This window comes from Streptomyces sp. NPDC046349, from assembly GCF_055587885.1.
The window spans coordinates 592,441-618,043 of the sequence record NZ_JBVJFK010000001.1 but is presented as its reverse complement, the minus strand read 5'-3'; the positions used below and the strand labels follow the sequence as shown (position 1 = coordinate 618,043).

Below are 25,603 nucleotides of genomic sequence, written 5' to 3'. Positions count from 1 at the left end.
GTGTCGCTCAAATACAAGCGCAACCACCCCCCGCCCTGCCAAGGGAGTCCCCCCATGCCCATCGAACAGCGCGGAGTCGACACCATCCCGGAGGAGGAACGGACCAGCGGTCCCCGTGACCTGATATCGATCCTGCTCGGCTCCAACCTCTGCCTCGGTGTGATCGTCTTCGGCTGGCTGCCCCCGTCCTTCGGACTGGGCCTGTGGCCCTCGGTCACGGCCATCGTGACCGGCACCCTCGTCGGCATCGTCTTCACCGCGCCGCTGGCGCTCGTCTCCCTGCGCACCGCGACCAACCTCTCCACCTCCAGCGGCGCGCAGTTCGGTGTGCGCGGCCGACTCGTCGGTTCGGTGGTGGGCCTGCTGCTCTCGCTCGGCTACACGGCGCTGACGCTGTGGATCGGCGGCGACGTGATGGTCGGCACCCTCGCGCGACTCACCGGACTCGCGGACACCGGCCTCTCGCGGGCCGTGATGTACGGCCTGCTGGCCGCATGCACCGTCGTCGCGGCCGTCTTCGGCTACCGCCTGCTGCTGCGCATGAGCAAGGTGCTGTCCATCGGGATGGTGCTGCTGCTGGCGGCCGGCTTCGTCGCCTACGGCCCGGACTTCACCACCGCCGCGCCGCCCGAGACCCCGTACCTGCTCGGCTCCTTCTGGCCGACGTGGCTGCTGGCCGCTGTCGCCGCCGGGCTCAGCGGGCCCGTCGCCTTCATCACCCTGCTGGGCGACTACACGCGCTACATCTCCCCGCGCCGGCACGGCTCGCGCAAGGTCCTGTGGGCCACTGCCCTCGGTCTGCTGATCGGCCTGCTGATCCCGCAGCTCTTCGGCACCTACACGGCGCTGGCCGCCCGGGCGGGCCTGGACTACGCCGGACCGCTGGTGGACGCCGCCCCGTACTGGTACCTACTGCCGCTGCTGGCGGCGGCCGCGGCCGGCTCGGTCGGCAACGCCGGGCTGATGCTCTACTCCATGGGCCTGGACCTCGACGCGATCGTCCCCCGGGCGACCCGCACCACGGCCACCGTGATCGCCGCGGCCGTCGCGACCGCCTTCGTCTTCGTCGGGTCCTTCGAGTGGGACGTGCAGTCCGCGATGACCTCGTTCGTCCTGCTTCTCACCGCGATCGGCACCCCGTGGGCCGTGATCACCCTGATCGGCCACGTGCGCTGCCGCGGGGTCTACGACGCCGACGCGCTCCAGGTCTTCAACCGCCGCTCGGTGGGCGGGGTGTACTGGTACCGCTCCGGCTGGAACGTCGCGGCCACCGCCTCGTGGGCGATCGGCGCGGCCGTCGGCCTGCTCGCCGTGACCACCCCCTTCTACGAGGGCCCGCTGCTCGCCCTGACCGGCGGCGTCGACTGCTCCTTCGTCCTCTCCGGCCTCACCGGCGGGCTCGTCCACGCCGCGCTCACCGCGCGCCGCGCCCCGGCCGTGGCTGCCGTGGCCGCCGCCGAGGAGCCGGCGAACGCCTGAGGCGGGTACGCGAACGGGCCCGCACCCCGGAGATCCGGAGGTGCGGGCCCGCTCCCTTACGCGGCCTAGCCGAGGGGGTGCATCCAGCCGTGCGTGTCGGCGGCGCGGCCGGTCTGGAGCTCCAGCAGCGCCTTGCGCAGGCGCATGGTCACCTCGCCGGGCTCGCCGTCGCCCTGGGTCCAGTCGGCGCGCTCGGACTTGACCGAGCCGACCGGGGTGATGACGGCGGCCGTGCCGCAGGCGAACACCTCGGTCAAGGTGCCGTTCGCGTTGTCGCGCTGCCAGTCCTCGGTGGTCAGGCGTCCCTCCTCGGCGGTGTAGCCGAGGTCGCGGGCGATGGTGAGGAGGGAGTCGCGGGTGATGCCGGGCAGCAGCGAGCCGGTGAGCTCGGGGGTGACGATGCGGTCGCCGTACACGAAGTACAGGTTCATCCCGCCCATCTCCTCGATCCAGCGGTGCTCGACGGCGTCGAGCCACACCACCTGGTCGCAGCCGTGGGCGGCGGCCTGGGCCTGCGCGACCAGCGAGGCGGCGTAGTTGCCGCCGGTCTTGGCCGCGCCCGTGCCGCCCTTGACCGCGCGGACGTAGTCCTCGGAGAGCCACACGGAGACGGGCTTGACGCCGCCGGGGAAGTACGCGCCGGCGGGCGAGGCGATGACGATGAAGAGGAACTCGTTGGCCGGGCGGACGCCGAGGCCGACCTCGGAGGCGAACATGAAGGGCCGCAGGTACAGCGAGGCCTCGCCGGAGTCGGGCACCCAGGCGCGGTCCTGCTTGATCAGGACGTCGCAGGCCTCGATGAAGAGCTCGACCGGCAGCTCCGGCATCGCCATGCGGCGGGCCGAGGCCTGGAAGCGTGCGGCGTTGGCCTCGGGGCGGAAGGTGGCGACGGTGCCGTCGGGCTGGCGGTAGGCCTTCAGGCCCTCGAAGATCGTCTGCGCGTAGTGCAGGGTCATGTTCGCCGGGTCGATCGAGAGCGGCGCGTACGGGACCAGTTCGGCGTCGTGCCATCCGCGGCCCTCGGTCCACTTGATCGTCACCATGTGGTCGGTGAAGTGGCGGCCGAAGCCGGGGCTGGCCAGGATCGCCTCGCGCTCCGCGTCGGACAGCGGGTTCGAGGAGGGCTTGAGCTCGATCGTGGGCGTCGTCATGAGTGCTTGTCCTTCACCGGTTGTGTATGGCGGACCGCGCTCACGGCGTACTAGGACGTCCGAGCTTCCCCGCATTCCGCGGTCTCGCGTTCGATTATCGCGCGCGGGCAGGCTTCGGAGAAGCGGGGGGATTGCGGCCCAGGGGAGATGGTGGCACCCGGGGCCGCACAGGAGAAGCCGCCGGGTCCCATTGTGACCCGGCGGCTTCCTGGGGTGGAGCGGCCGGGTCAGCCGGCTACTCGCGCGGCGAGGGCGTCGCCGATCGCGTCGGTGGAGCGGAAGGTTGCGTCGCGCTCCGCGAGGTCGGCGGAGACCGCGTCCTCGATGCGGACGGCCTCGGCCTCGTAGCCCAGGTGGCGCAGCAGGAGGGCGACGGAGAGGATCGTCGCGGTCGGGTCGGCCTTGCCGGTGCCGGCGATGTCCGGGGCCGAGCCGTGGACGGGCTCGAACATGGACGGGAAGGCGCCGGTCGGGTTGATGTTCCCGGAGGCGGCCAGGCCGATTCCGCCGGTGACGGCGGCGGCCAGGTCGGTGAGGATGTCACCGAAGAGGTTGTCCGTGACGATGACGTCGAAGCGCTCCGGCTGGGTGACGAAGAAGATCGTCGCCGCGTCGACGTGCAGGTAGTCGGTGGTGACCTCGGGGTACTCCTGGCCCACCTTGTCGAAGATGTTCTTCCACATGTGGCCCGCGTACACGAGGACGTTGTTCTTGTGGACCAGCGTCAGCTTCTTGCGGGGACGGGAGTTGGCCCGCTCGTACGCGTCACGGACGACGCGCTCGACACCGTACGCGGTGTTGACGCTGACCTCGGTGGCCACCTCGGCGGGGGTGCCGGTGCGCAGGCTGCCGCCGTTGCCGGTGTACGGGCCCTCGGTGCCCTCGCGGACCACGACGAAGTCGATGTCCGGGCGGCCCGCCAGCGGGGTGGCGGTGTTGGGGAACAGCTTCGACGGCCGCAGGTTGATGAAGTGGTCGAAGGCGAAGCGCAGCTTCAGCAGCAGGCCGCGCTCCAGCACTCCGGACGGGACCGAGGGGTCGCCGATGGCGCCCAGCAGGATCGCGTCGTGGTGCCTCAGGGCTTCGAGTTCCGCGTCCGGGAGGGTCTCACCGGTGCGGTGCCAGCGCTGGGCGCCGAGGTCGTATTGCCTGGTCTCCAGCTTCACGTCCTGGGGCAGGACCGCGGTAAGGACCTTGAGTCCCTGAGCCACGACTTCCTGGCCGATGCCATCACCGGGGATCACTGCGAGATTGATGCTGGTCGACATGGCGAAACCGTACTCCGTGTCCAACCCTCAGACATTTCACGTCCACGATGTGGACGCGAAATGTCCCCGGGAGGGTGATCAGTGGCCGGTCGAGCCGCCGTTGTCGCGGCGGTCGAGGGCGCGCTGCAGGGCGGCGGCGGCGTTCTTGCGCTCGTCGGCCGAGGCGGAGGCGTGGCGGACGCGGCGGGAGGAGGTGGTGGCGGTCATGGTGATCGACTCCTTGAGATCACGGCGTGGCGGGGCCACGGATGAGGGGTTCCTTCAAGGCGCCGGAAGAGGCGGGGAGCGGGGCGCCGCAGGGGTTGCCTGCCAGGGGCGCGCTCTCGACCGCCATTCGCCTGATCGGCGATACGTTCGGCTTCTACAAAGCTAGGCCAGGTCCCGCTGTATGTCTCGGCAATTACTCGGACTTCCTACTATCTGAGACGCCGATTGCCTCGGAAAGCCGCCCCAGCAGGGTCCGTTTCAGCCCCTGTCGGAGCGAAGTTCCCTGATCAGGGCCCTGATGGTGAGAGCGGAGGCGGCTTCCGGCGTAGTGACGTATCCCACCTGCCTCACCGGCCCCTGCGGGCCCAATCCGGTGATCTGCACCGCCTCGGTCGCCTCCCTCAGGGAGAGCTCCGGCATGATCGCCATGCCGAGCCCGCGGCCGACCATGGTCAGCACCATCGCGTCGTCCTCGGCCTTGACCGTCGCCCGCGGGATCCAGTCCTGGGCCCGCCACCACGCGCGGGTGTAGGAGCCGCAGTTCTCGTCCCAGTCCATGAGGGGCAGAGACCTCGGGTCGGGATGCCCCGCCGGATGCACCAGGTGGTACGCCTCCTGCGCGAGCACACCCGTCAGCAGGCCGGGCGGCGCCACGTCCTGCGAGCCGCTCAGGGTGGCGATGCCCAGGTCCGCGCGCCCCGCCGCCACTTCCCCGGCCGCGCCGGCGCCGATCTCGCGCACCACGCGGACCTCGGGGCGGACGCCGGGGTGCCGGGCGGTCAGCCGTTCCAGGGCGGGCGGCAGCAGGTGCAGGGCGGCGCTGCGGAACGCCGCGATCCGCAGTACGCCGCCGAGTCCGTCGCCGCTCCCGTCGCGGCCCGCGCCGCGGGCCTCCGCACCCATGACCTCGTACAGCCGCAGGATGCGGCGGGCGTGGCCGACCGCCCGTTCCCCCGCCGGTGTGGGCGACGCCCCGGACCGCCCGCGCTCGAAGAGCACCGCGCCGAGCTTGGCCTCGCTCCCGCGCACCGAGTGCGACACGGCCGACTGGGTGAGGCCGAGCGCCGCGGCCGCGGCGGAGAAGCCACGGGCTTCCGCGACGGCGACCAGGATCCGCAGTTCCTGCGGATGAAGATCGGACATCGGGCCCCACCTCGCTCTATGAGTGGCGTTCATGGACATGTGACTTCCATGAGCCCAACCCCCTGCCCGGCTCCGGGATTCCTTCCTAGCGTTCGGGCCATGACCACGAACACCGCTCGCGCCGTCCACCAGGTCGCCCGCCCCGACGGCTTCCCCTCCGCCTCCGACTTCGCCTACGTCTCCTCCCCGGTCCCCGAGCCGCGGCCCGGCACCGCCCTGGTGGAGAACCTGCTGCTCTCCGTGGACCCGTACCACCGCGGCCTGATGGACGGCGGCGAGGACGGCTTCGCGCTGAACAGCCCGCTGGAGGGCCGCTCGGTGGGCCGGGTGATCGCCTCCCGCGATCCGGGGCTGCGCGAGGGCGACCTGGTCTTCCACCGCGAGGGTTGGCGCACGCACGCCCTCGTCACCCTGGGCCGGGCCGGCACCCGCACGCTGCGCGGCCACGCGGGCGTCCCGCTGGAGGCGTACCTGTCGATCCTCGGCGGCACCGGCCTGACGGCGTACGCCGCGCTCACCCGGACCGCGGCGCTCCGCAAGGGCGAGGACCTGTTCGTCTCCGCCGCCGCCGGCGGGGTCGGCACCGCCACCGGGCACATCGCGCGGCTGCTGGGCGCCCGGCGGATCATCGGCAGCGCCGGCTCGGCGGCCAAGGTCCGCCACCTGACGGACGCCCTCGGCTTCGACGCGGCCTTCGACTACCACGACGGGCCGGTCGGCGAGCAGCTGTCGAAGGCCGCCCCCGAAGGCATCGACGTCTACGTGGACAACGTGGGCGGCGAGCACCTGGAGGGCGCGATCGGCGCGCTGCGCGAGTTCGGCCGGATCGCCTGGGTCGGCGCCGTCTCCACCTACAACGGCGACCGCTCCCCCGCCGCGCCCCGCAACCTCTTCGAGGTCGTCCACAAGTCGCTGCGCATGGAGGGCGTGCTGGTCCGCCATCACAGCGATCTGCAGAACGAGTTGGAGGACTTCCTCGTCCCCCATCTGCGCAGCGGCCGGATCGGCACCGACACCACCGTTGTGCACGGCTTCGAGCACACGGTGGACGCCTTCCGCGGCATGCTCCGCGGGGAGAACACCGGCAAGATGCTGGTGCGGGTCGGCACCTGAGCCGGGCCACCCGGAAGTCCGCCGAACTCCTGCCGCGCCGGCTCCGACGGCACCCGGCCGCGCCGCTGCACGGGGCACATCGAGGCGGGCTCGGCCGGCATCGGCGGGTCCCGACCCTTGGCTGGGCGCTGTGGCCCGAAAAGGTTTGCCGGTGAGACCTTCCGGCCGCAGCGCTAGAGGACGTCCCCGTCGCGCCAGTCGAAGTCGAGCCGTGCGGCGGGGTCCAGCCGGATCCCGCCGGGCGGCGCCCACACGTAGGTGGAGCCCTCCTCCTCGGGCAGCCGTACCGGCCCGTCCGGCGACAGCGCCCCCACCTCGCCCGGCCACACCGACCAGCCGCGGGCCCGGTACAGCCCGGCCCCCTCCTGCGACGCCGACAGCGCGCCCAGCACGTAGGCACCCGCCACGACCTGCTCCAGCCGGGCCATCACCTGTCCGCCGAGGCCGCGGCGGCGCAGGCCGGCCCGTACGGCCACGGCCTCGACGTATCCGATGCGCAGGGCGCGGCCCCGGTGCAGGGCCCGCCGCTGGACGACGCTGCCGTGCGCGGCGAGCCGGCCGTCCACTTCGATCAGGACGTGCATCCCGCCGAGGGCGTGCTCGAAGTCCTCGTCGGCGAAGTCCCCTTCGAAAGCGTCGTCGAGCAGCGACCGGATCGCGCGCAGCTCGGCGGCGGTCAGTTGCGAGGTGTGCGCGATCCGCGTGTCCATCACTGCTCCAACCGGTCGGTGTGCCAGGTGCGCACGTCCGGACTCTCGGGCCGGCGGCCGCCGAAGTCCCGGTCCGGGTGTCGGACCTGGCCGGCCGGCGGCCCGTCGAGTACGAGCCTCACATACCTCCGGTACCCCCACGGGCAGCGTGATGCCGTGCTCCGCCTCGAGGGCCCGGACATCCGCCTCCGGGAGCGGCGGCCTCAGCGCGTGGCGGAAGGGCTTCGGCGCAGCCCCTCGCGCACCGCCTCCGCGTCCCCGTCGCTCACCCGACGAACGTACCAAGGGCCGGGTCGGCGTACGGACCGCATTGCGGACGCCGAGGGCCGCACTCCGGCCGCCTTCGGCCGAAGCGGCTCTAGCGGTCTGGACCAATGCGTCGGCAGACTCGCCCCATGTCGCCCGATACCCAGCAGTGGACCCCCACCCACGGCCAGCCGTACCGCCCCGCCCCGTACCGGCCCGATCGCATGCCGCAGCACGAATCCCTCGCCCGCGCCGCCGAGTTGCGCGCCCGGATGGACGAGCGGCGGACCGTGCGCCACTTCTCCCCCGACCCGGTGCCCGAGCAGGCCGTCCGGGACGCCATCGCGTGCGCGGCGACGGCACCGTCGGGGGCGCACCAGCAGCCGTGGACCTTCGTCCTGGTCAAGGATCCTGCCGTCCGCGCCCGGATCCGTGCGGCGGCGGAACAGGAGGAGGAGCTCTCCTACGACGGCCGGCTCGGCGACGAGTGGCTGGCGGCGCTGCGCCCGCTCGGCACGGACGCCGTGAAGACCCACCTGACGGACGCCCCCGCGCTGATCGTGGTCTTCCAGCAGCGGTACTGGCTGGGCCCCGACGGTACGAAGCGCAAGCACTACTACGTGGACGAGTCGGTCGGCATCGCGGTCGGCATGCTCCTGTCCGCCCTGCACCTGAGCGGCCTCGCCGCGCTGATCCACACGCCGAGCCCGATGCGCTTCCTGAGCCACGTCCTGAACCGGCCGGCGAACGAGAAGGCCTTCGCGGTCATCCCGGTCGGCTACCCGGCGGACGACTGCGTGGTCCCGGACCTGATCCGCAAGTCCCTCGACCAGGTCATCGTGGAGGTGTGACGCCTTCTGCTGCGGGCGGCTCCGGGGGCGGCCCCGGCTGCCCGCCGCCGAGCGCTTGCGCGAGCCGCATCCCGATCCGCACCCGGTCCTCCGGCGTCCCGGTCTCCATGGCGGCCCTCACCTGCCGCAGGATCAGCCAGTCGCGCACCACTTTCGCGACTCCGAGGACGGCTGCCGTCACGATCACGGCGGTCGGCATCACGCGTACCACCGCGCCGAGGGGTGGGGGCATAGCAGGGCCCGCGGCGCAGGGTGACGAAGGCTTTGCCCAACGCGGTCTCCCCGGGGACCGCAGCTGGTCCCGCAGCCGCTCGGCGATCCGGCCCGGCCGCTGCGCCAGGCCGCTCCGCCGCAGCCGCCGCCCGAGTTCGTCCCTTTCCACGGCGCGGCACCACTCGACGACGGCGTCCCCGCCGCCGTGGGTGCAGACGTTCGCCGATCCGTGGGCGACCCCCGCCGCGCCCAGCAGCCGCGGACGCCTCAGGAGCCTGCTGTTCAGCCAGTCCTGCGCCGCGACCGATCCGGGATCGCCCCCTGCGCCGGCGCGCCCGCTCAGCTCCGCCGCCTCGGCGGGGTGCAGCTGGTGGCGGTTGCGCCGGCACGGTTGCGCCAGTCCGTCACCGTGTTCCGGCAGCGCCGGGCGCCAGTCCGGGTCGGGGTGCCGCAGATGGACCGCAGCCCGGTCCCGCAGCTGGGTCGGTGCCCAGCTCCGACCCGTCGGGACGATACGCAGCCCGGGCACCCCGCGGAGCCCGCCGTGGTGCTCGTCGATGCGCGGCAGCACCGTGGCGAGGACCCGGTCCGCCATGGCCGGGTGCAGCCCACGCCGTACGGGAACCCGTCAGAGCCCTTGGCTCCCCCGGGTCACCGGGCCCGGGTAGCGGAGCTGGTCTCCGTACGCGACAACTGCGGCCAAGCTGGCAGCAGTTGTCCGTCGAGGAAATGGAAACCGCCCCCGCTCCGGACTTGGGGGTACCGGAACGGGGGCGGGGTACAGCAGGGGCCGGAGATCAGCCCATGTGGGGGTAGCCGTACTCGGTCGGCGGGACCAGGGTCTCCTTGATGGAGCGGGTCGAGGTCCAGCGGAGCAGGTTCGACGCGGCGCCGGCCTTGTCGTTGGTGCCGGAGGCGCGGCCGCCGCCGAAGGGCTGCTGGCCGACGACGGCGCCGGTGGACTTGTCGTTGATGTAGAAGTTGCCCGCCGCGAAGCGGAGCTTCTCCATCGCGTCCGCCGCCGCGTAGCGGTCCGCGGCGATGATCGAGCCGGTGAGGGCGTACGCCGAGACGGACTCCATCTGCGCCAGCATGGCGTCGTAGTTCTCGTCCTCGTAGACGTGGATCGCCAGGATCGGGCCGAAGTACTCGGTCGTGAAGACCTCGTTCTCCGGGTCGGTGCACACGATGACGGTCGGGCGGACGAAGTAGCCCTCCGAGTCGTCGTAGGTGCCGCCTGCGACGATCTCGCAGGTCGGGTCGGCCTTGGCGCGCTCGATGGCGGCCTTGTTCTTCGCGAAGGAACGGTCGTCGATGACGGCGCCGATGAAGTTGGACAGGTCGGTGACCGGGCCCATGGTGATGCCGTCGACCTCGGCCGCGAAGGCCTCCTTGAAGCCGTCGTTCCAGATGGAGGCCGGTACGTAGGCGCGCGAGGACGCCGAGCACTTCTGTCCCTGGAACTCGAAGGAGCCGCGCGTCAGGGCCGTCTTCAGGATCGCGCGGTCGGCGGACGGGTGCGCGACGACGAAGTCCTTGCCGCCGGTCTCGCCGACCAGGCGCGGGTAGGACTTGTACTTCTCGATGTTGTTGCCGACCGTCTTCCACAGGTACTGGAAGGTCTTGGTGGAGCCGGTGAAGTGGATGCCGGCCAGCTCGGGGTGGTTGAGGGCCACCTCGGACACGTCGATGCCGTCGCCCGTCACCAGGTTGATGACGCCCTTCGGCAGGCCGGCCTCCTCCAGGAGCTCCATGAGGAGGACCGCGGAGTGGGTCTGCGTCGGGGACGGCTTCCACAGGACAACGTTGCCCATGAGGGCGGGAGCGGTCGGCAGGTTGCCGGCGATGGCCGTGAAGTTGAACGGCGTGATCGCGTAGACGAAGCCCTCGAGCGGGCGGTGGTCGCTGCGGTTCCACACGCCGGCGGAGTTCGCGACCGGCTGCTCGGCCAGGATCTGGCGGGCGAAGTGGACGTTGAAGCGCCAGAAGTCGACGAGCTCGCACGGGGTGTCGATCTCCGCCTGCTGGGCGGTCTTCGACTGGCCCAGCATGGTGGAGGCGGCGAGCTTCTCGCGCCACGGGCCGGACAGCAGCTCGGCGGCGCGCAGGATGATCGCGGCGCGGTCGTCGAAGGACATCGCGCGCCAGGCCGGGGCGGCGGCCAGGGCGGCGTCGATGGCCTCCTGGGCGTCGGCCCGGGTGGCGTTGGCGTACGTGCCGAGCACCGACTTGTGGTCGTGCGGCTGGACCACGTCGAAACGCTCGCCGCCGCCCATCCGCTTGACGCCGTTGATCGTCATCGGAAGGTCGATCGGGTTCTCGGACAGCAGCTTGAGCTGTGCCTCGAGACGCGCGCGCTCCGGGGTCCCGGGGGCGTACGAGTGGACCGGCTCGTTGACCGGCGCGGGGACCTGGGTCACAGCATCCATGGGGCTGGTAACTCCTTAGACCTGGTTCTTGGCTAGTTCTTGGTGATCATCGAGCGGACGAAGAAGAGCAGGTTGGCAGGCTTCTCCGCGAGGCGGCGCATGAAGTAGCCGTACCAGTCCGTCCCGTATGCGGTGTAGACGCGCATCCGGTGGCCCTCGGCGGCGAGGCGCAGGTGTTCCTCGCTGCGGATGCCGTACAGCATCTGGAATTCGTACTCGTCCAGCTTGCGTCCGGCCTTGCGGGCGAGCTCCTGGCCGATGGCGATCAGACGCGGGTCGTGGGACCCGATCATCGGGTAGCCCTCGCCGTCCATCAGGATCCTCAGGATGCGGACGTACGCCTTGTCGATCTCCGCCTTGTCCTGGTACGCGACCTCGGCGGGCTCCTTGTAGGCGCCCTTGACGATCCGCACGCGGCTGCCGTCGGCGGCCAGGCGGCGGGCGTCGGCCTCGGTGCGGAAGAGGTACGCCTGGATCACGCAGCCGGTCTGCGGGAAGTCCTTCCGCAGCTCCTCGTGGATGGCGAACATCGAGTCGAGGGTGGTGTGGTCCTCGGCGTCCAGCGTCACGGTGGTGCCGATGGCGGCGGCGGCCTCGACGACAGGGCGGACGTTGGCGAGCGCAAGCTCGTGGCCGCCCTCCAGGGCCTGGCCGAACATGGACAGCTTGACGGACATCTCGGCCTTCTCGCCGAGGCCCAGTTCCGCGAGGCGCTCGATGAGCTGGAGGTAGGCGTCACGGGCGGCGTAGGACTGCTCCACCTCGGTGATGTCCTCGCCCACGACGTCGAGGGTCACCTCGAGGCCGGCCTGCGTGAGGTCCTCGACGATCGGGATGACCTGGTCGACCGTCTCGCCGGGGATGAAACGGTTCACCACGGGCTTGGTCACCGGGGCGGCCGAGACGATACGACGCATCTTGTCGCTGCGCGAAGCGGCGAGGATCACGGGACCCAGCACGGGGCACCTCCAGCGGGTGGCAGAAGAAAAGCGCAAGTGAAACCACCGTGAAACCTAAGGATCGCTTTGATCCTCTGCCATCGACAGCTGTCACGCATCCGTGTCCGCGATCTCATACATTTGTCTGAAGAGGTGGGGCGGGAGTGGGAGAATGGGCGGGTGAAGGGCGATTACCAGGACCTGGTGGACGAGATCTCGGCGCTCCTCGGCGCCCCGGCGACCCTGGAGAACCGGGACTTCCGCCTCATCGCCTTCGGTGCCCACGACAGCGACGACGATCTGGCCATGGATCCGGTGCGGACCCGCTCGATCCTGACCCGGCAGTCGACGGCGGCCGTGCGGTCCTGGTTCGAGGGCTTCGGCATCGCCCGCGCCACCGGCCCCGTCCGCATCCCGGCGGCGCCCGACGCGGGGGTGTTCCGGGGGCGGATCTGCCTGCCGGTGCGGTCCCGGGGCATCGTGCAGGGCTACGTGTGGCTGCTCGACCAGGAGCCCGGCAAGCCCGGCCCCGACCCCGCGGCGCTGGCCGCGGCCATGGAGGTGGCCCAGCGGATCGGGGTGCTGCTCGCCGAGGAGGCGAAGGCGGGGGCGGACCTGTCGCGGGAGTTCCAGGCGGTGCTCACGGCCGGGCGGGGGTGGCAGCAGGACATGGCGGTGGCAGCACTGCGGGCCGCCCTCGGGCCGGGTGGGGACGGCCTGCACGCGGCGGTCTGCGTCGCGCCGTGGCCCGGCGAGGCTCCGGCATCCGTGCCGGGCGCAGCGGCCGTGTGCGTCGTACCCCGGCGGCCCGGCGGCGCGGGCGAGCCGGGCGACGGGCCCGCCGCCGGGCCGGCGGGCGGCCAGGCCCTGGCCGTACTGCTCCGGCTGCGGTCGACGGACGCGCTGGCTCCGGCGCTGACGGCGGTGGCACGGCTGCTGCCGCGCCCGGTGGAACCGGCGGCGGCCGCGGCGGCCGGCGCGGGCGCCTCCGGCACCCGGGTGAGGGCCGCTGCCGCACCGTCCGCGGGAGCCGGGTCCACGACCGCGACCGGCCCGCACCGGATGACCGCGGGGGTCGCCGACCCCGTACGCGGCCTCGCCGAACTGCCCGCCGCCTGGGAGCAGGCCGTGGCCGCGGCTCGTGCGGCCGTCGCCGAGCCCCGGCTCGGCCCGGTCGCCCAGTGGTCGCAGATCGGCCCGTACCGGCTGCTGGCGGGCCTGGCCTCCGACCCGGTGGACGATCCTGCGGCCCGTACCCTGCTCGCCCCGGCCCACCGGGAACTGGCCCGCACCGCCGAGGTGTTCCTGGACTGCGCCGGTCAGGCGGGCCGCGCCGCCGCCGCCCTCGGCATCCACCGCCAGACCCTCTACTACCGCCTCGGCCGCGTGGAACAGCTGACCGGCCTCGACCTCGACGCGGGCGAGGACCGCCTCCTGCTCCACATGGCCCTCAAGGCCTCGCGCATGGCCTGAGGGTCATCCCCGGGCCCGTCTCAGGGCTGTCCCCGATGCCCCGGTGCCCCCCTGCCTCCTACCGTCGCGAACAGCGCCGGCCGCCCGGCCGCGGACCCCGTCCGCACCGGCCGGTGCGCCACGGAGGCCCCGATGAAGGCGATCGTCCAGGACCGGTACGGCTCCCCCGCCGTACTGGAGTTGCGGGAGGTCGAGCGGCCCCGGGCCGGCGACCGGGAAGTGCTCGTACGGGTCCACGCGGCGGCCGTCAACGCGCGTGACTGGCACGTCATGCGGGGCGACCCCTACCTGGCCCGGCCGGCGCTGGGCCTGCGCGGCCCGAAGGTACGCGTCCGGGGCACCGACTTCGCGGGCCGGGTGGAGGCGGTGGGCAGGGACGTGACCCGGCTGCGCCCGGGCGACGAGGTGTTCGGCGAGGCCGAGGGGGCCTTCGCCGAGTACGTGTGCGCCCCGGAGGGCGCGGTGGAGCCGATGCCCGCGAACCTTTCGTTCGAGCAGGCGGCGGCGGTCCCGCTGGCGGGGAACACCGCCCTCATGGGGCTGCGCGACCTGGGGCGTGTGCGGCCGGGACAGCGGGTCCTGATCAACGGTGCGTCAGGCGGGGTGGGGACCTTCGCCGTTCAGATCGCCAAGGCGTTGGGAGCGGAGGTGACCGGCGTGTGCGGCACGCGGAACGCGCAGCTGGTGCGTTCGCTGGGCGCCGACCACGTCGTCGACTACTCCCGCGAGGACTTCACCCGTACCGGCCGGAGCTACGACCTCGTCCTCGACCTGGTGGGCAACCGGTCGCTCGCCGAGTGCCGGCGCGCCCTGACGAGCGGGGGCACGCTGGTGCTCTCGGGCGCGGCGTGTCCGAAGGGGGCAGCCTGGTGGGGCCGATGGCCCTGCTGGTCAAAGGCCGGGCGCTCGCCCCCTTCGTCCGCCACCGACTGCTCGTCCTCACGGCGAGGCCGGACCGCCGGAACCTGGCGGCGCTCCGCGAGTTCATCGAGTCCGGCCGCCTCACCCCCGCCGTGGACCGCACCCACCCTCTGCACGAGGTGCCCGAGGCCATCAGGTACCTGGAGGTCGAACACGCCCGCGCGAAGGTGGTGATCACGCTGTAGCGGACCCGGGAACGGCTGCGTCGCCGGGGCCGAAGACGGGGCCGGAGACCGGGCCGGAGCCGGAGCCCGGGCAGGGCCAGGACAGGAGCCGCAGCCCGAGCCGGGGCCGACGCCGGGGCGTCGTCCGGGTCGGCTGCGGCTACGCCCGCGGGCGGGTCATCGCCTCGGCGGCACGGCGCATGCCCTCGGTGAGCTCCTCGGCGGTGGCGGCGGACTCCGGGTCGAAAAGCCACTGGATCATCAGGCCGTTGAGCAGCGCCTGGTAGAAGGAGCCCAGGGTGCGCACGTCCCGCTCGTCGAGCTCGGCCTCCGGGGTGCCGGTGAGCAGTGAGATCAGCCCGCGGCGCCCCTCTGCCTGCGAGGCCGCGAGCATGGCCCGCAGCTCCGGCCGCTGGTCACGGCCGAGCGCCACCTCCAGGCTCGCCGCCCAGACGGGCGCGGACTTCTCGTGCTGCGCGAGGACGCCTTCCCACAGTGCGCGGAAGCGCTCCAGCGATCCGCCCTCACCGTCCAGGCCGTCCTGGAAGACCGCCCCCCACTCCTCCATCAGGCCGATGAAGGCCTCGGTGAGCAAGGCGTCCTTCGAGCCGTAGTGGTAGCCGATGGAGGCCAGGTTCGTCCCCGACACACTGACGATGTCGCGCGCGGTGGTGCGTACGAACCCCTTCTCCACCAGGCATTTCTTGGCGCCCTCGAGCAGATCTTCGCGATGTCCCATGGCCTCACCGTAGCAAGACAGCCGTCCTATACGACAGTCCCAGACAACCGTTCCATACAATCGTCATAGACAAGTGTTTTATACGCGTGTATGTTTCCCGGCATGACGAACCCCGCCGCCTCAGCGCGACTCGCCGGTCGCCGCGAATGGACCGCCTTCAGCGTCCTGCTGCTGCCCCTGCTCCTGGTCTCGATGGACGTCTCGGTCCTCTACTTCGCCATCCCCGCGATCACCGAGCAGCTCGACCCGAGCGCCACCCAGCAGCTCTGGATCTTCGACAGCTACGCCTTCGCCCTCTCCGGTCTGCTGATCACCATGGGCTCTCTCGGCGACCGGATCGGCCGCCGCAGGCTGCTGCTGATCGGGGCCGGCGCCTTCGGCCTCGCCTCGGTGGGCGCCGCCTACGCCACCAGCGCGGAGATGCTCATCGCGGCCCGCGTGCTGCTCGGCATCGGCGGCGCGACCCTGATGCCGTCCACACTGGCCCTCGTCCGCAACCTGTTCCAGGACGACAAGCAGCGCGGCAAGGCCATCGCCATCTGGTCGGGGGCCATGACCGGCGGCATCGCGCTCGGCTCGGTGCTGAGCGGCGTGATGCTGAACCACTTCTGGTGGGGCTCCGTCTTCCTGGTCAACGTGCCCGCCATGGTCCTCCTGCTCGCCCTGGTCCCGGTCCTGGTCCCGGAGTTCAAGGACCCCGCTCCCGGCCGTTTCGACCTGCTCGGCGTCCCGCTGTCCATGGCCGCCGTACTGCCGGTCGTGTACGGCCTCAAGGAGATCGCCGCCGAGGGCTTCGAGCCCCTCCACCTGGGCTGCCTCCTCGTCGGCCTGGCCTTCGGGTACGTCTTCGTCCGCCGCCAGCGCACCCGTGACGACGCCATGGTCAGCCGCTCGCTGTTCCAGGGCCGCGGTTTCGGCGCCGGCATCGGCCTGAACACCCTCGCCGCCTTCGCCATGCTCGGCTCGGCCTACTTCACCACCCAGTACCTCCAGTCGGTGCTCGGCATGGGCACCCTGGAAGCCGCCCTGTGGAGCCTGGCCCCCTCTGTCGTCATCGGTGCGGCGGCCCCCGTCTCCGCGGCCCTCGCCCAGAAGGTGGACCGGGCCTACGTCGTCGCCGGCGGCTTCGTCCTCGCCGCCGCCGGATTCGCGCTGATCGGCCTGGTGGGCACCGACTCCCTGTGGCTGCTGCTGACGGGCGCGGGTGTCCTGGCCTCGGGCATCGTCACCGTGATGTCCCTGGTCTCCGACATGGCCCTGGGCGCGGCCCCCGCCGAGAAGGCCGGTTCCGCCGCCTCCCTGCTGGAGACCGGTACGGAGTTCGGCGGCGCCCTGGGCATGGCGGTCCTCGGCAGCCTGGGCACCGCGGTCTACCGCAGCGACCTGGCCGGCGCCGAGCCCGCCGCACGGGAGACCCTGGGCGGCGCCGTCGCCACCGCCCACCGGATCGGCGGGGAGGCCGGCGGGCAGGTCCTGACCCTGGCCCGCGAGGCCTTCGTCCACGGAATGCAGTTCGCGGCCTGGGGCGGTACGGCGCTGCTGCTCGGGGCGGCCGTACTCGCAGCGGCCCTGATGCGGGGAATCGGCGCCCCCGCCCCGGCGGAGCCCGCCCGCGCCGCCGGGGCGCGGGAGCAGGACGCGGCGTACCACTGATCGGCGCGGCGCGTCCGCCGGAAGGCGGATGGAAGAGACCCGGTACGCGGGACGCGGCACGCGGCACGCGGCACGCGGCACGCGGCACGCAGAACACGGAAGGGCCCGGGGTCTCCCCCCGGGCCCTTCTCATGTACCTGCTGGGCGGCGTCAGGCGAGGCTGACGGTGCGCGCCGAGGCCGCGCCGATCTCGGCGGCGATGTCCGCGAGGACGCCCGCCGGCACCTCGGCGTCGACGGTGAGGACCGCGAGGGCCTCGCCGTGCTCCTCCGCACGGGCGACCTGCATGCCCGCGATGTTCAGGCCGCCTTCGCCGAGGACGCGGCCGACGGTGCCGACCACGCCGGGGCGGTCGGTGTAGCGCAGCACGACCATGTAGTCGGCGAGCGCCAGGTCCACGTCGTACTCGCCGATGCCCACGATCTTCTGAAGGTGCTTCGGGCCCGCGAGCGTGCCGGAGACCGACACCTCCTGACCGTCCGACAGGGTGCCGCGGACGGTCACCACGTTGCGGTGGTCCGGGGACTCCGAGCTGGTGGTCAGGCGCACCTCGACACCGCGCTCCTGCGCGAACAGCGGGGCGTTGACGTAGGAGACCGTCTCGTCGACGACGTCCTCGAAGACACCCTTGAGCGCGGACAGTTCGAGCACCTTGACGTCGTGCTGGGTGATCTCGCCACAGACCTCGACGTCGAGGCGGACCGCGACCTCGCCGGCGAGGGCGGTGAAGATGCGGCCGAGCTTCTCCGCGAGCGGCAGGCCCGGACGGACGTCCTCGGCGATGACGCCGCCCTGGACGTTGACCGCGTCCGGTACGAGCTCACCGGCGAGGGCGAGGCGCACCGACTTGGCGACCGAGACACCGGCCTTCTCCTGGGCCTCGTCCGTGGACGCGCCGAGGTGCGGGGTGCAGACGACCTGGTCGAGCTCGAAGAGCGGGGAGTCCGTGCAGGGCTCCTTCGCGTACACGTCGAGGCCGGCGCCGGCGACGCGGCCCTCCTTGAGGGCCGAGTAGAGGGCGGCCTCGTCCACGATGCCGCCGCGCGCGGCGTTGACGATGCGGACGGACGGCTTGACCTTGTGCAGGGCCTCGTCGCCGATGAGACCGAGGGTCTCGGGGGTCTTGGGCAGGTGCACCGTGATGAAGTCGGCGACCTCCAGCAGCTCGTCCAGCGTCAGCATCTTGACGCCCATCTGGGCGGCGCGCGCGGGCTGGACGTAGGGGTCGTAGGCGACGACCTTCATGCCGAAGGCCGACATGCGCTGGGCGACGAGGACGCCGATGCGGCCGAGGCCGACGACTCCGAGGGTCTTCTCGCTGAGCTCGACACCCGTGTACTTGTTCCGCTTCCACTCGCCGTTCTTCAGGGCGGTGTTGGCCTGCGGGATGTTGCGTGCGGTGGCGACGAGCAGGCCGCAGGCGAGTTCGGCGGCGGTCACGATGTTCGAGGTCGGGGCGTTGACGACCATCACGCCTGCCTTGGTGGCGGCGGAGACGTCGACGTTGTCCAGTCCGACGCCGGCGCGGGCGACGACCTTCAGCTTCTTCGCCGCGGCGATGGCCTCGGCGTCGACCTTCGTCGCGGAGCGGACGAGGATCGCGTCGACGTCGGCGATCGCGGGCAGCAGCTCCGCGCGGTCGGCTCCGTTGACGTGCCGGATCTCGAAGTCCGGACCGAGCGCGTCCACCGTGGCGGGCGACAGCTCTTCAGCGATGAGTACGACAGGTTTCGAGCTCACGTGGGTCATCCTCACAAGTCCAGTGCGGACGGCCGTCCCGACGGCCGCAGGCGGTGGAGGGGGTAGCCGCGTGGAAGACGCACGACACTGTGGGCCTGACGCGTATGTGTTGAGCAGTGTAGTGGCGCGGACGGGCCGGTTTTCCGCCTGTACGGAAGGATCACTCTTCCGTGGTTGGCCGGGTTGGACAAGCGGCCCCCGTGAGGGCTCCAGATCCCGGCACTCCGGTCCCGGCGCTCCGGTCACCGGTGCGGCAGGTGCCGTACCGCACGGTGATGTGCGGCGGGGCCGGGACTCGACTGTCCCGGCCCCGGCGCGGCGAGATCAGCTCTCGTCGCTGTCGACCCAGCTCATCAGCTTGCGCAGCTTCTTGCCGGTGGTCTCGAGCAGGTGCTCGGAGTCGGCCTTCTTGTACTCGTTGTACTTCGGCAGGCCGGCCTTGTACTCGGCCATCCACTCCTCGGCGAACTTGCCGCTCTGGATCTCCTCGAGGACCTTCTTCATCTCGGCCTTGGTGGCGTCGGTGATGACGCGCGGGCCGGTGATGTAGTCGCCCCACTCGGCGGTCTCGGAGACCGACCAGCGCATCTTCTCCAGGCCGCCCTCGTACATGAGGTCGACGATGAGCTTCAGCTCGTGCAGGCACTCGAAGTAGGCGATCTCCGGCTGGTAGCCCGCCTCGGTGAGGGTCTCGAAACCGGCCTTGACCAGCGCGGACGCGCCACCGCAGAGGACGGCCTGCTCACCGAACAGGTCGGTCTCGGTCTCCTCGGTGAAGGTGGTCTTGATGACACCGGCGCGGGTGCCGCCGATACCGGCCGCGTACGAGAGCGCCAGGTCGAAGGCCTTGCCGGTGGCGTCCTGCTCGACGGCGGCGATGCACGGCACGCCGCGGCCCTCCTCGTACTGGCGGCGGACCAGGTGGCCCGGGCCCTTCGGGGCGACCAGCGCGACGTCCACGTTGGTGGGGGGCTTGATGAAGCCGTAGCGGACGTTGAAGCCGTGGCCGAAGAAGAGCGCGTCGCCCTCCTTGAGGTGGTCCTTGATGGACTCCTCGTAGATCTCGGCCTGCAGCGGGTCCGGGGTGAGGATCATGATGACGTTCGCCCACTCGGCGGCCTCGGCCACGGGGACGACCTTCAGGCCCTGCTCCTCGGCCTTGGCCTTGGACTTCGAGCCCTCCTTCAGGCCGACGACGACGTCGACGCCGGAGTCACGGAGCGACAGCGCGTGGGCGTGGCCCTGGCTGCCGTAACCGATGACCGCGACCTTGCGGCCCTGGATGATGGACAGGTCGGCGTCGTTCTCGTAGAACAGCTCGGCCACTGGGATATCTCCTTGGTGCGCTGGTGTTGCTCCCACCGTACGGCGGGGAACGGAATCTGAGTTTGTCGGTCTCGCTATGCGGGCCGGGGTGTCTGCCGCGGCCTCTGCGGCCTCGGCGGGCGGTGTGCCGCGGCAGCCGGGCCGGCCGGGTCAGGCGCTGCGGTCGAGCGCGCGCAGGCTGCGGTCCGTGATGGACCGTCCGCCGCGCCCTATGGCGATCGTGCCGGACTGCACGAGTTCCTTGATGCCGAAGGGCTCCAGCATCTTGAGCATCGCGCCGAGCTTGTCGGAGCCGCCGGTCGCCTCGATGGTGACGGCCTCCGGGGAGACGTCGACCGTCTTGGCACGGAACAGCTGCACGATCTCGACGATCTGCGAGCGGGTCTCGTTGTCGGCGCGGACCTTCACCAGGACGAGTTCGCGCTCGATGGCGTTGTGCGGCTCCAGCTCGACGATCTTCAGCACGTTGACCAGCTTGTTGAGCTGCTTGGTCACCTGCTCCAGCGGGAGGTCCTCGACGTTGACGACGATGGTGATGCGGGAGATGTCGGGGTGCTCGGTGACGCCGACCGCGAGGGAGTCGATGTTGAACCCGCGGCGGGAGAACAGGGCGGCGATCCGGGCGAGGATGCCGGGCGTGTTCTCGACCAGGACGGAGAGCGTGTGCTTGGACATGTGAGGCGTTCTCTCTCTCAGGCTCTCTCGGCTCAGTCGTCTTCGTTGTCGCCGAAGTCGGGACGGACGCCCCGGGCTGCCATGACCTCGTCGTTGGAGGTGCCGGCGGCGACCATCGGCCACACCATGGCGTCCTCGTGGACGATGAAGTCGATGACGACGGTACGGTCGTTGATCGCGTTGGCCTCGGCGATGACCTTGTCCAGGTCGGCGGGGTCCTCGCAGCGCAGCGCCACGCAGCCCATGGCCTCGGAGAGCTTGACGAAGTCCGGGACGCGCGTGCCCTTGCGGGGCGCGATGGACTCGCCGAGCTGGGAACCGACCGTGTCGTGACCGGTCTCGTCGGCGTGCAGGACGGTGTTGGAGTACCGCTGGTTGTAGAACAGCGTCTGCCACTGGCGCACCATGCCCAGCGCACCGTTGTTGATGATCGCGACCTTGATCGGGATGTTGTTCAGGGCGCAGGTGACCAGTTCCTGATTGGTCATCTGGAAGCAGCCGTCGCCGTCGATCGCCCAGACCGTGCGCTCGGGCATGCCGACCTTGGCGCCCATCGCGGCCGGGACCGCGTACCCCATGGTTCCGGCGCCGCCGGAGTTCAGCCAGGTGCGGGGCTCCTCGTACTTGACGAAGTGGGAGGCCCACATCTGGTGCTGGCCGACGCCGGCCGCGAAAACCGTGCTTTTGGGCGCGAGCGCGCCGATCCGCTCGATGACCTGCTGCGGGGAGAGGCTGCCGTCCTCGGGCAGGTCGTAGCCCAGCGGGTAGGTCTCGCGCCAGCGGTTGAGGTCGTTCCACCAGGCGGTGTAGTCGCCGGCGCTCCCCTCGGTGTGCTCGGCCTGGACCGCCTGGATCAGGTCCGCGATGACCTCGCGGGCGTCACCGACGATCGGAACGTCGACGGCGCGGTTCTTGCCGATCTCGGCCGGGTCGATGTCCGCGTGGATGATCTTGGCGAAGGGGGCGAAGCTGTCCAGCTTGCCGGTGACGCGGTCGTCGAAGCGGGTCCCGAGTGCGATCAGCAGGTCCGACTTCTGGAGCGCGGTGACGCCGGTGACGCTGCCGTGCATGCCGGGCATGCCGACGTGCAGCGGGTGGCTGTCGGGGAAGGAGCCCAGGGCCATGAGGGTGGTGCAGACCGGGACGCCGGTGAGCTCGGCGAGGACCTTCAGCTCGGCGGTCGCGCCGGACTTCATGACGCCGCCGCCGACGTAGAGGACCGGGCGCTTGGCCTGGCAGATGAGCTTGGCGGCCTCGCGGATCTGCTTGGCGTGCGGCTTGGTGACCGGCCGGTAACCGGGGAGGTCCAGGGAGGGCGGCCACGCGAAGGTGGTCTTCGCCTGCAGGGCGTCCTTGGCGATGTCGACCAGGACCGGGCCGGGCCGGCCGGTGGCGGCGATGTGGAACGCCTCGGCGATCGTCTTCGGAATGTCCTCGGCCCTGGTGACCAGGAAGTTGTGCTTGGTGATCGGCATGGTGATGCCGACGATGTCCGCCTCCTGGAAGGCGTCGGTACCGATCGCCTTGGAGGAGACCTGGCCGGTGATCGCGACGAGCGGGACGGAGTCCATGTGCGCGTCGGCGATCGGGGTGACGAGGTTGGTGGCGCCCGGGCCGGACGTGGCCATACAGACGCCGACCTTGCCGGTGGCCTGGGCGTAGCCGGTGGCGGCGTGGCCGGCCCCCTGCTCGTGGCGGACCAGGATGTGACGGACCTTCTTGGAGTCCATCATCGGGTCGTACGCGGGGAGGATGGCGCCTCCCGGAATTCCGAAGACGGTGTCGCACCCCACCTCTTCGAGAGAGCGGATGAGGGACTGCGCACCCGTGACGTGCTCAACTGCGGCGGGCTGCTGTCCGCCGGAACGGGGCCGCGGCTGCGGATGGTGGGCCCCGGTGGCCTGCTCGGTCATCGGCATTCTCTTCTCGAAGCTGAGGGTTTTACGCGGATTCGACTCTGTGCCAGTGCAACAAAAAACCCCTCGTGCCAGGAGGCAAGCGAGGGGAGCGCGTCGGGTGTGTTGAGCGGGGACATGCAGGCCCCAGCTTCAGCCGACGCGCTTTCCAAGTACGAGAATTCGGGTGCGCATGGCATTGACCCTCCCTCTGGCGGGAGGGTGATGTCAAGTAGGTGGGACAGGCGTCTCATTATGTGAGCCTCTGCGGATGACCATCGAGCCCCCGGAGGAGCCGCCCGCCAGTGCGGGCTGGGCCGCTCCGCCCGGTACTGGGAACGTACCGCGCACCAGCGCGCGCCGCAGCCTGTACTCGTCGAGCGGGCCGGAAAACGCCATCCCCTGGCCGTGCGTGCACCCCATCGCCCGAAGCGCGGCCACCTGCTCGGGCAGGTCCACCCCGTCGGCCACCGAGCGCATGCCCAGGTCGTTTGCGATCCGCAAGAGGCCTGCTGTGATCTTGTGCAGGCGGGAGGATTCGACCACTCCCTCCACCAGGCCGCGGTCCAGCTTGAGCATGTCCACGGGGAGCCGGCGCAGGGCGCTGATGGCCGCATAGCCGCTGCCGAAGCCGTCGAGGGCGATTCCCACCCCCAGGCGGTGCAGGGCCGCGAGGCGCCGCTCCAGGTCGTCGAAGGGCACTCTGGGGTCGGACACCGCGAGCTCCAGTACCAGGGCCCCGGAGGGCAGGCCGTGCCGGGTCAGCAGGGCTTCCACGGAGCCGAGCGGCATGGCGCTGTCCAGCAGTCGCTGGGCGGTCATCCGCACGGCCACAGGCACGTCGTGCCCGGCCCGGTGCCGGTCGGCGGCCTGCTCGACGGCCTCCTCCAGCAGCCAGCGCCCCAGCTCGGCGGTGCGCGAGGCGTCCGGGCCCGCGCCGGCCGGGCCGGCCGCGCCGCCGCCCGCCGCGCCCTCGCTGTATTCGGCCACCCGGAGGAACTCGGCCGGCGTGAAGAGGATTCCCTGGGCGGAACGCCACCGGGCCTGCGCGGCGACGGCTGCGATCTCGCCGGTGGACAGCGAGACCACGGGCTGGTGCAGCAGGGCAAACTCGCCCTCGTGCAGTGCGGCGCGCAGCCGGCCCGCCAGCTCGGCCTTGCGCACCACCTCGGCCTGCATCTGCGGGGCGTAGGTCTCGACGCGGTCCTTGCCGCCCGCCTTGGCCCGGTACATCGCCAGGTCCGCGTTGCGCATCAGGTCCGAAGGGGTGATCCCGGGGTCGGCGAAGGCCACGCCGATGCTGGCGGCCACCCGTACCTCGCTGCCGCCGATCCGGTACGGCTGGGAGAGCTTGGCGCGCAGCCGGTCGGCGATCTCGCGGACCTGGTATTCGCGGGCGCTGCGGTCGCGGCTGCCGTCGCCCAGGATCAGCGCGGCGAACTCGTCGCCACCGAGCCGGGCGGCCGTGTCCCCGGCCCGGACGGAGTCCTGGAGCCTGCGGGCGGCCTCGATGAGCAGTTCGTCGCCGGCCTGGTGGCCGATGGTGTCGTTGACCGCCTTGAAGCCGTCGAGATCGATGAAGAGCACGGCGGTGCTGTGGTCGCCGGCACGGCGGCCCGTCAGGGCCTGGCGCACGCGCCGGGTGAAGAGGGCCCGGTTGGGCAGGTCGGTCAGCGGGTCGTGTTCGGCGCTGTGCTGGAGCTGGGCCTGGAGCCGGACGCGCTCGGTGACGTCGCGGCTGTTGAGGATGAGTCCACCCTGGTGGCGGTTGACGGTGGACTCCACGTTCAGCCACTCGCCGCCGCCCGACTTGAAGCGGCACTCGATGCGGGTGGTGGGCTCCTCGGTGGGCGGCGCGGCGAGGAAGCGGCGTACTTCGTGGACCACCCTGCCGAGGTCGTCGGGGTGGATGAGGGTGGCCAGTTCGGTGCCGACCAGCTCCTCCGCCTCGCGGCCGTAGACCCCGGCGGCGGCCGGGCTGACGTAGCGCAGGGTCCCGGTGGGCGCGGCGATCATGATGACGTCACTGGAGCCCTGGACCAGGGAGCGGAAGTGGTTCTCCTTCTGGGCCAGTTCCTGGGTCAGCGCGATGTTGTCGAGCAGCATGATGCCCTGCCGGATGACGAGGGCGAGCACGACGGTGCACCCGGTGAAGACGACCATCCTGTCGACCTTCCGGCCGTCCACGACGTTGTAGAGGATGCCGAGGGTGCACACGGCGGCCGCGAGGTACGGCGTCAGGGCGGGGAGCGACCCGGTGATCGGGCGGCTGTGCGGCCGGTCCCTGCGCGGGTGGCCGACGGGCATCGGGCCCTGGTGGATGCGCCGGGCGCCCCAGGGCGCGTACGCGAGCAGCAGCGAGCCGGCGAACCAGCCGGCGTCGAGCAGCTGTCCGGACTGGTACTCGGCGCTCAGCAGGGGCGAGGTGAACAGGGCGTCGCTGAGAACGGTCAGGGCCAGCGCCGCGATGGCGGTGTTGACGGCGGAGCGGTTGGTCTCGTTGCGCCGGAAGTGCAGGACGAGAACCATCGAGACGAGCGCGATGTCGAGCAGGGGGTAGGCGAGGGAGAGCGCGGCGCGCGGGACGCTGCCCGGGGCCCCGGACTGCGCGGTCCGCGCGGCGTGGGCCAGGGCCAGGCTCCAGGACAGGGTGAGGAGGGAGCCGCCGATGAGCCAGGAGTCGAGCCCCAGGCACACCCAGCCGGCGCGGGTGACCGGGCGTTTGGCGAGGACGAGCAGGCCCACGATGGCGGGCGGGGCGAAGCAGAGGAACGCGAAGTCGGCCAGCGAGGGCTTCGGCACGTCCTGGCCGAGGACCACCTCGTACCAGCCCCAGACCGCGTTGCCGCAGGCCCCCATGAGGGAGGAGAAGGCGAAGAGCAGCCAGGCGGGGCGTTCCCGGCTGTCGATCGTCCGTGCGTAGGTGTAGCAGGAGACGGCGGCGAGCAGGCCGGCTGCGCTGAGCCCGAAGTCGCCCATGATCTCGGCGACTTCCTCGGACCCCCAGTTGAGGGCGGCGCCGACGGCGTACCCCCCGCTGACGACCGCGAGGATCAGCTGCATCGCCAGGCCCCTGCCTCCGCCCGAGACGGACGGCCGGTCCAGGAGCGCCGCCCCCGGGGCACTCACCGGTCCCCCTCGCCGGCTGGTTCCGGCGCGGTCCAGTCCCGGCAGCGTCGCCTCCGGCGGCTGTGCCGCGTCGGATCCTTCGTCCATTGACCGTACATCGCCCGTCGCCCCCCAAAGTGTCCGATCACTCCCCAGCGCCA

At 71.6% G+C, this 25,603-nt stretch carries 20 protein-coding genes and 1 pseudogene; 6 read left to right on the top strand and 15 right to left on the bottom strand.

The annotated features are described in order from the left end of the window. Positions 1–54: 54 nt before the first annotated feature. Complete coding sequence (locus tag ACZ6JS_RS02875) at positions 55–1,479, top strand: cytosine permease (protein ID WP_469295325.1); 1,425 nt, start codon at positions 55–57, stop codon at positions 1,477–1,479. A gap of 65 nt (positions 1,480–1,544) precedes the next feature. On the opposite strand, the gene ACZ6JS_RS02870 is transcribed toward ACZ6JS_RS02875, so the two are convergent. From ACZ6JS_RS02870 to ACZ6JS_RS02855, 4 genes are all read right to left on the bottom strand, one after another. Then, positions 1,545–2,630 (bottom strand): branched-chain amino acid aminotransferase, encoded by a 1,086-nt coding sequence (locus ACZ6JS_RS02870; RefSeq protein WP_469295323.1) that lies wholly within the window; start codon positions 2,628–2,630, stop codon positions 1,545–1,547. A gap of 227 nt (positions 2,631–2,857) precedes the next feature. Beyond that, complete coding sequence (locus ACZ6JS_RS02865) at positions 2,858–3,898, bottom strand: 3-isopropylmalate dehydrogenase (protein ID WP_469295322.1); 1,041 nt, start codon at positions 3,896–3,898, stop codon at positions 2,858–2,860. A 78-nt stretch (positions 3,899–3,976) separates the two neighbouring features. Continuing rightward, on the bottom strand, positions 3,977–4,105 hold the full coding sequence (locus tag ACZ6JS_RS02860; RefSeq protein WP_469295321.1) for a hypothetical protein: 129 nt from the start codon (positions 4,103–4,105) through the stop codon (positions 3,977–3,979). A 258-nt stretch (positions 4,106–4,363) separates the two neighbouring features. Next, positions 4,364–5,248, bottom strand: coding sequence for a LysR family transcriptional regulator (locus ACZ6JS_RS02855; RefSeq protein ID WP_469295320.1), 885 nt, complete (start codon positions 5,246–5,248; stop codon positions 4,364–4,366). 99 nt (positions 5,249–5,347) lie between these two features. Here ACZ6JS_RS02855 and ACZ6JS_RS02850 point away from each other — a divergent pair, with 99 nt between their 5' ends. Then, the gene (locus ACZ6JS_RS02850) at positions 5,348–6,361 is read left to right on the top strand and encodes an NADP-dependent oxidoreductase (RefSeq protein ID WP_469295319.1); all 1,014 of its coding nucleotides are present in this window, start codon (positions 5,348–5,350) and stop codon (positions 6,359–6,361) included. Positions 6,362–6,534: 173 nt separating this feature from the next. On the opposite strand, the gene ACZ6JS_RS02845 is transcribed toward ACZ6JS_RS02850, so the two are convergent. Together ACZ6JS_RS02845 and ACZ6JS_RS02840 are read right to left on the bottom strand one after the other, a co-directional pair. Further along, a complete protein-coding gene (locus tag ACZ6JS_RS02845) occupies positions 6,535–7,071 on the bottom strand; it encodes a GNAT family N-acetyltransferase (RefSeq protein ID WP_469295318.1) in 537 nt (178 codons plus the stop codon). Further along, positions 7,071–7,193 (bottom strand): hypothetical protein, encoded by a 123-nt coding sequence (locus ACZ6JS_RS02840; RefSeq protein ID WP_469295317.1) that lies wholly within the window; start codon positions 7,191–7,193, stop codon positions 7,071–7,073. The genes ACZ6JS_RS02845 and ACZ6JS_RS02840 overlap by 1 nt, the downstream gene beginning before the upstream one ends. 273 nt (positions 7,194–7,466) lie before the next feature. Here ACZ6JS_RS02840 and ACZ6JS_RS02835 point away from each other — a divergent pair, with 273 nt between their 5' ends. After that, complete coding sequence (locus ACZ6JS_RS02835) at positions 7,467–8,168, top strand: nitroreductase family protein (protein ID WP_469295315.1); 702 nt, start codon at positions 7,467–7,469, stop codon at positions 8,166–8,168. Here the strand turns inward: ACZ6JS_RS02835 and ACZ6JS_RS02830 are convergent. From ACZ6JS_RS02830 to ACZ6JS_RS02820, 3 genes are all read right to left on the bottom strand, one after another. After that, positions 8,152–8,976 (bottom strand): hypothetical protein, encoded by an 825-nt coding sequence (locus ACZ6JS_RS02830; protein ID WP_469295314.1) that lies wholly within the window; start codon positions 8,974–8,976, stop codon positions 8,152–8,154. The two genes, ACZ6JS_RS02835 and ACZ6JS_RS02830, sit on opposite strands and share 17 nt — an antisense overlap. 202 nt (positions 8,977–9,178) lie before the next feature. Continuing rightward, the gene (gene pruA / locus ACZ6JS_RS02825; protein WP_469295313.1) at positions 9,179–10,810 is read right to left on the bottom strand and encodes an L-glutamate gamma-semialdehyde dehydrogenase; all 1,632 of its coding nucleotides are present in this window, start codon (positions 10,808–10,810) and stop codon (positions 9,179–9,181) included. A gap of 32 nt (positions 10,811–10,842) precedes the next feature. Next, on the bottom strand, positions 10,843–11,769 hold the full coding sequence (locus ACZ6JS_RS02820; protein ID WP_469295312.1) for a proline dehydrogenase family protein: 927 nt from the start codon (positions 11,767–11,769) through the stop codon (positions 10,843–10,845). Between the two features lie 159 nt (positions 11,770–11,928). Here ACZ6JS_RS02820 and ACZ6JS_RS02815 point away from each other — a divergent pair, with 159 nt between their 5' ends. Continuing rightward, entirely contained in the window at positions 11,929–13,221 is a 1,293-nt protein-coding gene (locus ACZ6JS_RS02815; protein WP_469295311.1) for a PucR family transcriptional regulator, read from the top strand. Positions 13,222–13,353: 132 nt separating this feature from the next. After that, positions 13,354–14,327, top strand: a pseudogene (locus tag ACZ6JS_RS02810) (NAD(P)-dependent alcohol dehydrogenase). 139 nt (positions 14,328–14,466) lie between these two features. Here the strand turns inward: ACZ6JS_RS02810 and ACZ6JS_RS02805 are convergent. Further along, on the bottom strand, positions 14,467–15,045 hold the full coding sequence (locus ACZ6JS_RS02805) for a TetR/AcrR family transcriptional regulator (RefSeq protein ID WP_469295310.1): 579 nt from the start codon (positions 15,043–15,045) through the stop codon (positions 14,467–14,469). 102 nt (positions 15,046–15,147) lie between these two features. Between ACZ6JS_RS02805 and ACZ6JS_RS02800 the strand changes: the two genes are divergently transcribed. Further along, entirely contained in the window at positions 15,148–16,698 is a 1,551-nt protein-coding gene (locus ACZ6JS_RS02800) for an MFS transporter (protein WP_469295309.1), read from the top strand. 150 nt (positions 16,699–16,848) lie between these two features. On the opposite strand, the gene serA is transcribed toward ACZ6JS_RS02800, so the two are convergent. From serA to ACZ6JS_RS02775, 5 genes are all read right to left on the bottom strand, one after another. Then, positions 16,849–18,438, bottom strand: coding sequence for a phosphoglycerate dehydrogenase (serA, locus tag ACZ6JS_RS02795; RefSeq protein ID WP_469295307.1), 1,590 nt, complete (start codon positions 18,436–18,438; stop codon positions 16,849–16,851). 324 nt (positions 18,439–18,762) lie between these two features. Further along, positions 18,763–19,764: a ketol-acid reductoisomerase gene (gene ilvC / locus ACZ6JS_RS02790; RefSeq protein WP_037928172.1), complete on the bottom strand. Its 1,002-nt coding sequence runs from the start codon at positions 19,762–19,764 to the stop codon at positions 18,763–18,765. Positions 19,765–19,914: 150 nt separating this feature from the next. Further along, complete coding sequence (ilvN, locus tag ACZ6JS_RS02785) at positions 19,915–20,439, bottom strand: acetolactate synthase small subunit (protein ID WP_030027475.1); 525 nt, start codon at positions 20,437–20,439, stop codon at positions 19,915–19,917. A gap of 32 nt (positions 20,440–20,471) precedes the next feature. After that, positions 20,472–22,358 (bottom strand): acetolactate synthase large subunit, encoded by a 1,887-nt coding sequence (locus ACZ6JS_RS02780; RefSeq protein WP_469295305.1) that lies wholly within the window; start codon positions 22,356–22,358, stop codon positions 20,472–20,474. A gap of 204 nt (positions 22,359–22,562) precedes the next feature. After that, entirely contained in the window at positions 22,563–25,463 is a 2,901-nt protein-coding gene (locus ACZ6JS_RS02775) for a putative bifunctional diguanylate cyclase/phosphodiesterase (protein ID WP_469295304.1), read from the bottom strand. Positions 25,464–25,603 lie beyond the last annotated feature (140 nt).